Here is a 12,537-nt window from a genome sequence, read left to right as displayed (position 1 = left end):
GGATCGGAGTCGGCCTCTGAGGGGTCGTCGCCGACTCAGATGCGCCGCGGTCCCGGGCCCTCCTGAGCCAGCGTGTCCTCCGGGTTGAGGAGGCGACAGGCCCTGAGGGACAGACAGCCACAGCCGATGCACCCCGTGAGCTCCGCCTCGAGACGGTCGAGCTCCTGCCGTCGTCGCTCCAGCCGGTCGTGCCACAGCGTGGAGACCCGTCGCCAGTCGCGCAGCGTCGGGGCGCGGTCCAGCGGCAGGGTGGTGAAGACGTCCTGGACGTCGGTGAGCGGTATGCCGAGTCGCTTGGCCACCACGATGAGGGAGATCCGGCGCAGCATGTGACGGGCGTACCGGCGCTGGTTCCCGCCGGTCCGGGTCGAGGTGATCAGACCCAGGGCCTCGTAGTAGTGGAGCGCGGAGACGGCCACCCCGGTGCGCCTGGACACCTCACCGACGGACAGCCGGTCCTCCGGGCCGAGCGACACCTCGCACCCCCCTTGATCTCAAGCTCACTTGAGGTTCTAGCGTAGCGACAACGAGCTCGCCCGTGCTCGTCCCCACCCATGGACCAGGGAGGCACAGACATCTCGCCGCCGACTCTCACCACGGTGCCCGTCCGTCACGGCGGCCGGTCGGGCTCGCCCGTGCCTCTCCCCGACCCCGCGGCCCCGACTCCGTGCCAGACAGCCGCCGACCGCGACCTCTGGTTCGCCGAGCGCAGCGTCGACGTCGAGCGGGCGAAGGAGCTGTGCCACCAGTGTCCGGTGCGCAAGGCGTGCCTGGTCAGCGCCCTCGAACGACGCGAGCCCTGGGGGGTGTGGGGTGGTGAGGTGTTCGTCAACGGCGTCGTCGTCGCCCGCAAGCGCGGTCGCGGACGGCCCCGGAAGGACGAGAAGCACACGATGACGCGGTGAGCGCACGCAAGAGCCGCAGGCCGCGGGGGACATGGCACCCGCGGCCTGCGGCTCTCGGACGGACGAGGTCGCCGTCCGCGTACTCTCAGGCGGTCGCGACCGCCACGAGCGCGAGCTCGGTGGTGCCGGCGGTGTGCTCGTGCTTGGGCACGATGCGCACCGAGTACCCGAAGCCCCCGGAGAACTCGAGCTGCACCTCGCCCTGGTAGCCGTAGCGTCCGCCCTCGTAGGTGTCGTGGAGCGCGAGGGGGCGGGTGGTGATGTCGAGGAGCGTGTCGTCCTCCCCGACCCGGCCGGTGACCAGCTGGACCTCGACGTCCTCGGGACGCAGGCCCCCGAGGGTGACGTACGCGCTCACGCCGACGACGTCCCCCACGTTGACCATGTCCCCGACACCGGTGGACTCGACGTGGTCGACGCGCACACCGTGCCACGCGCCGCGCACCCGCTGCTTCCAGTCGGCCAGCGTGATGGCGCCGGCGAACCCGGAGCCGTTGAGCGTGCGGTAGCTGCCGGCGACCGGTGTGTAGAGACGCTCGACGTAGTCACGCACCATGCGCGTGGCCTGCACCTTGGGCCCCAGGGTGGCCAGCGTGTGGCGCATCATCTCCAGCCAGTGCTGGGGGATGCCGTTCTCGTCACGGTCGTAGAACCGCGGCACGACCGTGTCCTCGAGCAGCTCGTAGAGCGCGGCGGCCTCGAGCGCGTCCCGGCGCGCGGTGTCCTCGACGCCGTCGGCGGTGGGGATCGCCCAGCCGTTCCGGCCGTCGTACCACTCGTCCCACCAGCCGTCGAGGATCGAGAGGTTGAGCGCACCGTTGAGGGCGCACTTCATGCCCGACGTGCCGGAGGCCTCGAGCGGCCGCAGCGGGTTGTTCAGCCACACGTCGCAGCCCGGCATGAGGCTCTGCGCCATCTCGATGTCGTAGTTCGGCAGGAAGACGATGCGGTTGCGCACCCCCTCCTCGTCGGCGAAGCTCACCAGCCGCTGGATGAGGCCGATGCCCTGCTCGTCCGCGGGGTGGGACTTGCCGGCGACGACGATCTGGATCGGCCGCTCCGGGTCGGTGAGCAGCCGGCGCAGGCGCTCGGGGTCCGAGAGCATGAGGGTGAGGCGCTTGTAGGTCGGCACGCGGCGGGCGAAGCCGATGGTGAGCGCGTCGGGGTCCAGGACGTCGTCGACCCACCCGAGCTCGGCCGGCGAGGCTCCCCGGTCCAGCCAGGACTTGCGCACGCGACGGCGGGCGACCGTGACGAGCTCGCTGCGCAGCGTGCGGCGCATCGCCCACAGCTCGCTGTCCGGCACACCGCCGGACTCGGCGGGCAGCTGCCAGCCCTCTCCGGTGGCGATCTGCTCCGGGGTCAGGTGTGCCTCGGCCATCCGCACGAACGCGGGGTCGGTCCACGTGGGGCCGTGCACACCGTTGGTGATCGAGGTGATGGGCACCTCGCTGACGTCGAAGCCGGACCAGAGGTGGTGGAACATCCCGCGGGAGACCTTGCCGTGCAGCTGCGCGACACCGTTGGCCCTGCGGGCCGTGCGCAGGCCGAGGACGGCCATGTTGTACACCGAGTGGTCGCCACCCTCGAAGTCCTCGGTCCCCAGGGCGAGGACCTTGTCCACCGGGACACCGGGGAGCTCGGCGGAGCCGCTGAAGTGCTCGCGGACGAGCTCGCGCGAGAAGCGGTCGATGCCGGCGGGGACGGGCGTGTGGGTGGTGAAGACAGTGCCGGCCCGCACCGCCTCGAGCGCCGCCTCGAAGGTCAGCCCCTCGGCCTCGACGAGCTCGCGGACACGCTCGACCGACAGGAAGCCGGCGTGCCCCTCGTTGGCGTGGTAGACCTGCGGCGCCGGGCTCCCGGTGAGCCGGGAGTACAGGCGCAGCGCCCGTACTCCGCCCATCCCGAGCAGGAGCTCCTGCTTGAGCCGGTGCTCGGGCGAGCCGCCGTAGAGGCGGTCGGTGACCTTGCGGATCGCCTCGTCGTTCTCCGTGACGTTGGAGTCGAGCAGCAGGAGCGGCACGCGGCCGACGTCCGCGCGCCAGACCTGAGCGTGCAGCTGCTGCCCCCCGGGCAGCGCGAGGCTCACCCGCGCCGGGGTGCCGTCGGCCTCGCGCAGCAGGGTGAGCGGGAGGTTGTCGGGGTCGAGCAGCGGGTAGGTCTCGTGCTGCCACCCCTCGCGGGTGAGGGACTGCTTGAAGTAGCCGGCGCCGTACAGCAGGCCGACACCGACGATCGGCACGCCGAGGTCCGAGGCGGACTTCAGGTGGTCGCCGGCGAGGATCCCCAGCCCGCCGGAGTACTGCGGCAGGACGGCCGTGATGCCGAACTCGGCGGAGAAGTAGGCGATGGCCTCGGGCTTGTCGGGCGCGGCGTAGGACTCCTGGTACCAGCGCGGCTGCTCGAGGTAGTTGCGCAGGTCGGCGTCGAGCTCGCGGACACGCGCGACGAGCCGCTCGTCACGCGCGAGCTCCTCCAGCCGCTGCCTGCCCAGGGCGCCGAGCAGCTTGATCGGGTCGCCGTGGAGGGCCTGCCAGCGCTCGGGGTCCAGGGACTCGAACAGCGCTCGGGTCGGTTCGTGCCACGAGAACCGCAGGTTCTGGGCGAGGGTGTCCAGCGGAGCGAGTGGCTCGGGCAGGACCGTGCGTACGGTGAATCGACGAATGGCTCTCACCCGGTCGAGTGTAGCCGGGTTTCCGGAACAGTTTCAGGGACTTACGGCACGTTGCACGGGGTCGCGAAGGGCCCGCGGGACGGACGGGCCGGCCCGGCAGTCTAGTGCGGGCCTCGCGGTGGGGCACCACGAGCCCTGCGGTCGACCGCGGCGCGCCGCGTCGATAGGTTCGTGACCGTGAGCCCTGCACACCCCACACCGTCCCGCCCGCCGTCTCCCCGCGCCGTCGCGCCCGACCACGGCCCGGCCGGCGCCCCCGCCCCGGTCGCCGGGGCGGGCGCCCCCGCCACCGCGGGCGCCCCAGCCGGCGCGGACCCGCGGCCGGCGACACCGACCCCGGTCGGCCGGATCCCGGTCATCGAGCTCTCCCCCGTCGTCGAGGGCGGCCGCTGGCCGGCCAAGGCCGTGACCGGCGAGCCGGTGCCCGTCCGGGCGACCGTGTTCCGCGAGGGTCACGACGCCGTGGCCGCGACCGCCGTCCTCATCGCCCCCGACGGCACCGAGCACAGCCGCGTGACGATGGACGAGGTCGACCCGGGGCTGGACCACATGGAGGGCTGGGTCGTCCCGGACCGGGAGGGCGACTGGTCATTCCGCGTCGAGGGCTGGTCCCACCCCTACGGCACGTGGCTGCACGACGCACCGATCAAGGTCGGCGCCGGCGTCGACGTCGAGCTCATGCTCACCGAGGGCGCCCTCCTCCTCGAGCGGGCGGCGGGCCGCCCGGAGCTTCCCGAGGACGCACGCACGGTGCTCACCGACGCCGTCACCGGGCTGCGGGACGCCGGCCGTCCCGCCGAGGCGCGCCTCGCGGCGGGCACGTCCCCCGAGGTCCGCGAGGTGCTCGCCGCGCACCCGGTGCGCGAGTACGTCACCCGCAGCGCCACCTACCCGCTGCGCGTCGACCGCCCCATGGCGCTGTACGGCTCCTGGTACGAGTTCTTCCCCCGGTCGGAGGGTGCCCACTTCGACCCCGAGCGGGGCGGCTGGGTCTCGGGCACCCTGCGCACCGCCGCCGAGCGGCTGCCGGCGATCGCCGAGATGGGCTTCGACGTCGTCTACCTCACCCCCGTCCACCCGATCGGGACGACCAACCGCAAGGGCCGCAACAACACCCTGGAGGCACAGCCGGGCGACCCCGGCTCGCCCTACGGCATCGGCTCGGCCGACGGCGGGCACGACGCCATCCACCCCGAGCTCGGGACCTTCGCGGACTTCGACGCCTTCGTCGCCCGGGCCCACGAGCTGGGGATGGAGGTCGCGCTGGACATCGCCCTGCAGGCCTCCCCCGACCACCCGTGGGTCACCGAGCACCCGGAGTGGTTCACCCGGCGGGCCGACGGCACGATCGCCTACGCCGAGAACCCGCCGAAGAAGTACCAGGACATCTACCCCCTGAACTTCGACAACGACCCCGAAGGCATCTACCACGCCGTCCGCGACATGCTCCAGGTGTGGATCGACCACGGGGTCACGGCGTTCCGCGTCGACAACCCCCACACCAAGCCGCTGGACTTCTGGGAGCGGATCCTCGCGGACGTGCGCTCCTCCCACCCGGACGTCGTCTTCCTCTCCGAGGCCTTCACCCGCCCGGCGATGATGCGCACCCTGGCCGCCATCGGCTTCCACCAGTCCTACACGTACTTCACCTGGCGCACGACGAAGGAGGAGGTCGCCGAGTACCTCGACGAGGTCTCCAACGAGACCTCCCACGTCATGCGCCCGAGCTTCTGGCCGACGACCCACGACATCCTCACCCCGTACATGCAGACCGGTGGGGCCGCCGCGTTCGCGATCCGCGCCGTCCTCGCCGCCACGGGCTCACCGACGTGGGGCATCTACTCCGGCTACGAGCTCGTCGAGAACGTCGCCCGGCCCGGGGCCGAGGAGCAGATCGACAACGAGAAGTACGAGTTCAAGCCGCGTGACTGGTCCCGTGCGCAGGACTTCGGCATCGCCGGCCTCCTCACCACGCTCAACCGGACCAGGCGCCACCACCCGGCGCTCCAACAGCTCCGCGGTCTCACGGTCCACCCGACGAGCGACGACGCGACGGTGTGCTTCTCCCGGCACCTGCCCGCCCACCTCTCGCCGACGGGCCACGCCGACACCGTCGTCGTCGTCCTCAACCTCGACCCGTTCATCACCCGCGACGGCACCGTCGAGCTGGACCTGGCCGCGCTCGGCATCCCCGAGCCCGAGTCGGGGGCGGACGACACCCCGGTCATGGCAGCCCACGACGAGCTCTCCGGGGAGACCTACTTCTGGGGCCGACGACCGTACGTCCGGCTCGATCCCCACACCACCTGTGCCCATGTCCTGACGGTGAGGCCGCTGTGAGCCCGAACAACCCCGTGCGTGCCATGGCCGCGCGCACCGACCCGATCCCCCGACTCGGCCACGGCGAGCGCCCCGGCCTCTCGGACGACCCGGACTGGTACCGCAAGGCCGTGTTCTACGAGGTCCTGCTGCGGGCCTTCGGCGACTCCGACGGCTCGGGCACCGGCGACCTGCGCGGCCTCATCGACCGGCTGGACTACCTCCAGTGGCTCGGCGTCGACTGCCTGTGGATCCCCCCGTTCTACCCGTCGCCGCTGCGCGACGGCGGGTACGACGTGTCCGACTACACGGCCGTCGCCTCCGAGTACGGGTCGATCGAGGACTTCCAGGAGCTGCTCCAGGAGGCCCACGCCCGCGGCCTGCGCATCCTCGTCGACGTCGTGATGAACCACACGAGCGACCAGCACCCGTGGTTCCAGGCCTCCCGGTCGATGCCGGACGGCCCCTACGGCGACTTCTACGTGTGGAGCGACGACAACACCAAGTACTCCGACGCCCGGATCATCTTCGTCGACACCGAGACCTCGAACTGGACCTTCGACCCCGTGCGTCGCCAGTACTACTGGCACCGCTTCTTCTCCCACCAGCCGGACCTCAACTTCGAGAACCCGCAGGTGGTCGAGGCGATGCACGACGTCGTGCGCTTCTGGTGCCGCCTCGGGGTGGACGGCTTCCGGCTCGACGCCGTGCCCTACCTGTTCGAGGAGGAGGGCACCAACTGCGAGAACCTGCCGCGCACCCACGAGTTCATCCGCGACCTGCGCGCCATGGTGGACCGCGAGTTCCCCGGCACGCTCATCCTCGCCGAGGCCAACCAGTGGCCCGAGGACGTCGTGGAGTACTACGGCACCAAGGACGCCCCCGAGTGCCACATGTGCTTCCACTTCCCGGTCATGCCGCGCATCTTCTACGCGTTGCGCGAGCAGAACGCCCACGCGATCCGCGACATCCTCGCCGACACCCCGGAGATCCCGGAGGGCGCCCAGTGGGGCACCTTCCTGCGCAACCACGACGAGCTCACCCTGGAGATGGTCTCCACCGAGGAACGCGCGGCGATGTACGGCTGGTACGCCGAGGACCCGCGCATGCGCGCGAACGTCGGTATCCGCCGCCGGCTCTCGCCCCTGCTGGGCAACTCGCGCAAGGAGATCGAGCTCGCCCACGCGCTGCTGCTGTCCCTGCCGGGCAGCCCGTACCTGTACTACGGCGACGAGATCGGCATGGGCGACAACATCTGGCTCCCCGACCGGGACGCCGTGCGCACCCCCATGCAGTGGAGCCCGGACCGTAACGCCGGCTTCTCCACGGCGGACCCCGGCAAGCTCTACCTGCCGCTCATCCAGTCCCTGGTCAACCACTACGCCGCGGTGAACGTCGAGGCGCAGTACGCCACCCCGACGTCGCTGCTCCACTGGGTACGCGGCATCCTCGAGGTGCGCCGGGCCCACCCGGTCTTCGGCACCGGGGCCTTCAGGGTGCTGGAGACGGACAGCAGCTCCGTCCTCGCCTTCATCCGGGAGAACGACGACGAGGCCGTCCTGTGCGTCATGAACCTCGCCAACACGGCGCGGGCGACGCGCATCGAGCTCCCCGGCTACGCGGGCCGCGGGCTGTCCGACATCTTCGGCGGGGCGACGTTCCCCGACGTGGACGCCTCCGGCGCCGTCACGGTGACGCTCGGCACCCGCGACTTCTTCTGGCTCCAGCTCGAGCCGTCGGCCGGTCGCGCGGCACCGGCCCCGAGGACCGAGACGCATGAGCCGCCGACCGCGCCGCAGCCGCCCCGGATGCCCGAGCCGGTGTCCGACGCCAGCCTCGAACCGCCGGTGAGCACCCCGTTGCAGTCCGAGCAGACCGCCGGCACGGACACAGCCGCGCCGCCGCCCCGGGAGGCCTGATGCCCACGATGACACCGTCGTTCGCCGAGTTCCTGCCCGAGTGGATCGCCCGGCAGCGGTGGTACACGGCTAAGGGCAGCACGCCGCTGCTGCGGCGCGTCGGCGGGCTGCGGTACCAGGACCCGGACGGCGAGGTCGGCATCGAGACCTGGCTGCTGCGGGACGACAGCGGGCCCGCGCCGGTCCTCTACCAGGTGCCGCTCACCTACCGCGCGGAGCCGGTCGACGGGCTGGAGCACGCGCTCGTGGCCAGGGGGGAGCACTCCGAGCTCGGCCCCCGGTGGGTCTACGACGGCTGCCACGACCCCGTGGGCGCCCGCGTGCTCCTCGGTACGATCGTCGGCGAGGGGACGGTGGTCTCCGACGGTGGCGCACAGTACGGACGGGCCACCGGCCACCGCGCCGGCGGCCCGGGGGCGATGCGCAGCCACACCGGCGGCGAGCGCGTCCGCGTGCTCAGCGGCGAGCAGTCGAACACCTCGATCATCTTCGAGGGGGACGACGGACCGCCGGTCATCTGCAAGGTCTTTCGCGTGGTCCCGGACGGGCGCAACCCCGACGTCGTCGTCCAGGAGGCGCTGGCGGACGCCGGCAGCACCCGGGTGCCCGCGCCGCTCGGTGACCTCTACGGCGAGTGGACCGGTGCCGAGGGCGAGCGGCAGCACGGCCACCTCGCCTTCGCCCAGGAGTTCCTCGCCGGCGTCGAGGACGCGTGGCGGGTCGCGGTGCGTGCCGCCGTCGACGGCGAGGACCTCGCCACCCGCGCGACGGCTCTGGGTGCCGCCGTCGCCTCCGTGCACCGCGACCTCGCCGCGGCGTTCCCGCTGCACGAGGCGACCCCGCCCGTCCGCGCCGGGCTGCGCGCGACGTGGCGCGACCGGGCCGCCGCCGCGCTGCTGGCGGTCCCGGAGCTGCAGGAGCTGCGCGACGCGATCACCGAGGTGTACGCACGGGCCGAGTCCGTGCCGTGGCCGGCACTGCAACGCATCCACGGTGACCTCCACCTCGGGCAGGTCATCGAGGCGCCGGACCGCGGCTGGCTGCTGCTCGACTTCGAGGGTGAGCCGCTGCGTCCGCTGCCCGAGCGCACCGCCCCCGACCTCGCGCTGCGTGACGTCGCGGGCATGCTGCGTTCCCTGGAGTACGCGGCCGGTGCGGCCCACCGGGAACACGGCGCCGAGGTCCCCGAGGAGTGGGCGGCACAGGCCCGGACCTCCTTCCTCGACGGGTACGCACGGGAGTCGGGCCGGGACCCCCGCGAGGACGCCGAGCTGCTGGCTGCGCTCGAGCTGGACAAGGCGCTCTACGAGGCGGTCTACGAGGTGCGCAACCGGCCCGCGTGGCTCACCATCCCCGTCGCCGGGATCCGCCGCCTGCTCGACGGACCCGTGACCTGACCATTGCTCGCGCGACAGCCCGGACCAGATGGAAGAGTGGCCACATGACTGACCTCGATCCGCGCAATGACCAGGGCGCCGGCACGAGCGCCGAGGTGCTCCCCGTCGACAACGGCGTCCTGCACGCCATCGCCGCCGGCCTCCACCACCAGCCCCACGACGTCCTCGGCGCCCACGTCGGCGAGGGCGGGGTGACGATCCGGGCCCTGCGGCCGCTCGCCGACGCCGTCGTCCTCGTGACACCGGACGGCCGCCGGCCCTTCGAGCACGAGACCGAGGGCGTGTGGGTGACCTCGGTCCCCGGCTCGCAGGTCCCCGACTACCGCATCGAGGTCACCTACGGCCACGAGACCCACCTCACCGACGACCCCTACCGGTTCCTCCCCACGCTCGGGGAGCTCGACCTCCACCTCATCGGCGAGGGACGCCACGAGGAGCTGTGGACGGTGCTCGGCGCCCACGTGCGCCGCTACCCCTCCCCGCTCGGCGAGGTCAACGGCACCTCCTTCGCGGTGTGGGCACCCAACGCGCGCGCCGTCCGAGTCAAGGGCGACTTCAACTCCTGGGACGGACGCTCGACGGCGATGCGCTCGCTCGGCTCCAGCGGCGTGTGGGAGATCTTCGTGCCGGGGGTGGGCTCCGGCGCGCGGTACAAGTTCGAGATCCAGTACCGGGACGGGTCCTGGCACGAGAAGGCCGACCCGATGGCCCGCGCCACCGAGCAGCCGCCGGCCACCGCCTCCGTGGTCACCGAGTCCAGCTACGAGTGGCAGGACGACCAGTGGATCTCGCGCCGCGCGCAGACCGACCCGCACACCGGGCCGATGAGCGTCTACGAGGTGCACCTCGCCTCGTGGCGCCCGGGCCTGAGCTACCGCGACCTCGCCGAGGACCTCGTCGACTACGTCGCCGGGCTGGGCTTCACGCACGTCGAGCTCATGCCGGTGGCCGAGCACCCGTTCGGGGGCTCGTGGGGCTACCAGGTGACGTCCTACTACGCCCCCACGGCTCGCCTGGGTGGCCCGGACGACTTCCGCTACCTCGTCGACCGCCTCCACCAGGCCGGCATCGGCGTCATCATGGACTGGGTCCCGGCGCACTTCCCGAAGGACTCCTGGGCGCTGGCCACCTTCGACGGCACCTCGCTGTACGAGGACCCGGACCCGCTGCGCGGGGAGCACCCCGACTGGGGCACCCTGATCTTCAACTTCGGGCGCCGGGAGGTGCGCAACTTCCTCGTCGCCAACGCGCTGTACTGGCTCGAGGAGTTCCACATCGACGGCCTGCGCGTGGACGCGGTCGCCTCCATGCTCTACCTCGACTACTCCCGCCAGCCCGGCCAGTGGCGCCCCAACGACCGCGGCGGCCGGGAGAACCTCGACGCCATCAACTTCCTCCAGGAGACCAACGCGACCGCCTACCGCCGTGTCCCGGGGATCGTCATGATCGCCGAGGAGTCGACGGCGTGGCCGGGCGTCAGCGCCCCCACCAGCCAGGGCGGCCTCGGGTTCGGGCTCAAGTGGAACATGGGCTGGATGAACGACACCCTGCGCTACATGGCGGAGGAGCCGATCAACCGGCGCTACCACCACGGGGAGCTGACCTTCTCCCTCGTCTACGCGTTCTCCGAGAAGTTCGTCCTGCCGCTGAGCCACGACGAGGTCGTCCACGGCAAGGGCTCGCTCGTGCGCAAGATGCCCGGTGACCGCTGGCAGCAGCTCGCCGGGGTGCGGGCGCTGCTGGCCTACCAGTGGTCCCACCCGGGGAAGCAGCTGCTGTTCATGGGCGGGGAGTTCGGTCAGGAGGAGGAGTGGTCGGAGGCGCGCGGCCTCGACTGGCACCTGCTCGACAACCCCGCGCACGCCGGCCTGGCCGACCTCGTGCGCCAGCTCAACGACGTCTACCTGGCCAACCCGGCGCTCTTCGCCGACGACTTCTCGCCCGCCGGCTTCCAGTGGATCGAGGCGGGCGACGGCGACCACAACGTCATCAGCTACCTGCGCGTCGACCCCTCGGGGCGAAACCGCCACGTCGCCTGCATCGTCAACTTCGCCGGGACCCCGCACGAGGGCTACCGCGTGGGGCTCCCGCACGGGGGCACCTGGGCCGAGGTGCTCAACACCGACGCCGAGGAGTACGGCGGCTCCGGGGTGGGCAACCTGGGCCGGGTCGTGGCCGAGGAGCTGCCGTGGCACGGGCGCCCGGCGTCCGTGCGCCTCCGCGTCCCGCCCCTCGGGGCGCTGTGGCTCACGCCCGAGGACGACTGACCCCAGCGGTCAGCGTCGCTCCTGCAGCTGCTGGTCGCAGACGACGCCCTGGACCGCCGTGGGGCACGGCGGTCCAGGGCGTCTGAGCGCTCGGGAGCCTCGGCTCAGTACAGGGCGGAGGCGAGGTTGCGGCGCGCGTCTGCCACTGCGGGGTCGGCGGTGCCGACGATCTCGAAGTACTCGACGAGCCGCTTGCGCACCTCCTCGCGGTCGTCCCCAGCCGTCGCACGCACGACGGCGAGCAGCCGGTCGAACGCGGCGGCGTGCTGCCCGGCGGCCACCTCGGCGTCCGCAGCCGCCAGGTGCGCACCCACGTCGGTCAACGGGGAGTCGGCGGCAGCGGTGACCGCCTGGAGCCCACCGGCGCTCGCCGTGCGCATGATCAGCTCGACCTGGGCCAGCGCGGCGGTGGCCTCGTGGTCCGCGGGGTTCTCCTTCAACGCACGCCGGTACGCGTCGGCGGCAGCCTCGTAGTCCTCGCGCTCGATCGCGTCCAGCGCCTCCGCGTGCAGCGGCGGCAGCGGCGGCTCGACCGGCTCCGGCTCGGCCGCCTCCTCCTCCGGGGCTCCGCCGCTGACGGTGCCGGTGACCCCCGCCTGGGCGGCGACCCGCAGCACCTCCTCGAGCACGGCACGCAGCTGGTCCTCGGGGTAGTCACCCTGGTAGAGCGGGATCGGCTGGCCACGGACGATGGCGACGACGGTCGGCACCGCCTGCACCTGGAAGGCCTGGGCGATCTGCGGGCTCGTGTCGACGTCGACGCGCGCGAGGTGGAAGCGGCCGCCGTAGTCGGTGGCGACCTTGGCGAGCACCTGCGAGGGGCCCTGGGCGTAGGACGCCCACACCTCGACGACGACGGGCACGCGCATCGACAGCTCGACCGTCTGCTGGAAGGTCGCCTCGGTGACCTCGGCGACGATCGGTGCCTCGGTGGCGGGGCCGCCTGGCGCGGCGGGTGCGGCGGGACCGGGCTGTGCCGGGCGGGCGAGCGCCGACAGGTCCACGGCGCCGTGCAGGTTGATGGAGGGCTGACTCATCACTGTCCTTCGGTCTGAG

The 12,537-nt window shown here is 72.3% G+C and carries 8 protein-coding genes; 5 read left to right on the top strand and 3 right to left on the bottom strand.

Translation table 11 applies throughout. From position 1 onward, the window contains the following. Positions 1-35: 35 nt before the first annotated feature. Positions 36-476 (bottom strand): redox-sensitive transcriptional activator SoxR, encoded by a 441-nt coding sequence (gene soxR / locus VR894_RS03000; RefSeq protein WP_324649820.1) that lies wholly within the window; start codon positions 474-476, stop codon positions 36-38. Positions 477-599: 123 nt separating this feature from the next. Between soxR and VR894_RS02995 the strand changes: the two genes are divergently transcribed. Continuing rightward, entirely contained in the window at positions 600-905 is a 306-nt protein-coding gene (locus VR894_RS02995) for a WhiB family transcriptional regulator (RefSeq protein WP_324649819.1), read from the top strand. A gap of 85 nt (positions 906-990) precedes the next feature. Here VR894_RS02995 and glgP read toward each other — a convergent pair whose 3' ends face one another. Then, complete coding sequence (gene glgP / locus VR894_RS02990; RefSeq protein WP_324649818.1) at positions 991-3,579, bottom strand: alpha-glucan family phosphorylase; 2,589 nt, start codon at positions 3,577-3,579, stop codon at positions 991-993. A 177-nt stretch (positions 3,580-3,756) separates the two neighbouring features. On the opposite strand from glgP, the gene VR894_RS02985 reads away from it, so the two are divergent. Genes VR894_RS02985 through glgB form a run of 4 tightly spaced genes read left to right on the top strand, consistent with a single transcriptional unit; the run spans position 3,757 to position 11,481 of the window. Beyond that, complete coding sequence (locus VR894_RS02985; protein WP_416380793.1) at positions 3,757-5,919, top strand: alpha-1,4-glucan--maltose-1-phosphate maltosyltransferase; 2,163 nt, start codon at positions 3,757-3,759, stop codon at positions 5,917-5,919. A gap of 23 nt (positions 5,920-5,942) precedes the next feature. Then, positions 5,943-7,817, top strand: coding sequence for a maltose alpha-D-glucosyltransferase (gene treS / locus VR894_RS02980; RefSeq protein ID WP_324650048.1), 1,875 nt, complete (start codon positions 5,943-5,945; stop codon positions 7,815-7,817). Next, a complete protein-coding gene (locus VR894_RS02975) occupies positions 7,817-9,214 on the top strand; it encodes a maltokinase N-terminal cap-like domain-containing protein (protein WP_324649817.1) in 1,398 nt (465 codons plus the stop codon). The genes treS and VR894_RS02975 overlap by 1 nt, the downstream gene beginning before the upstream one ends. 44 nt (positions 9,215-9,258) lie before the next feature. Next, positions 9,259-11,481 (top strand): 1,4-alpha-glucan branching protein GlgB, encoded by a 2,223-nt coding sequence (glgB, locus tag VR894_RS02970; protein ID WP_324649816.1) that lies wholly within the window; start codon positions 9,259-9,261, stop codon positions 11,479-11,481. A 104-nt stretch (positions 11,482-11,585) separates the two neighbouring features. Here the strand turns inward: glgB and VR894_RS02965 are convergent, their stop codons facing one another. Further along, positions 11,586-12,518, bottom strand: a complete 933-nt coding sequence (locus tag VR894_RS02965; protein ID WP_324649815.1) for a tetratricopeptide repeat protein — start codon at positions 12,516-12,518, stop codon at positions 11,586-11,588. Positions 12,519-12,537 lie beyond the last annotated feature (19 nt).

The sequence above is a fragment of the Georgenia sp. H159 genome (genome assembly GCF_035607575.1).
Classification (GTDB): Bacteria; Actinomycetota; Actinomycetes; order Actinomycetales; family Actinomycetaceae; genus Oceanitalea.
The sequence above is the reverse complement of the archived record's forward strand: the minus strand, read 5'-3'. Positions and strand labels throughout refer to the sequence as shown.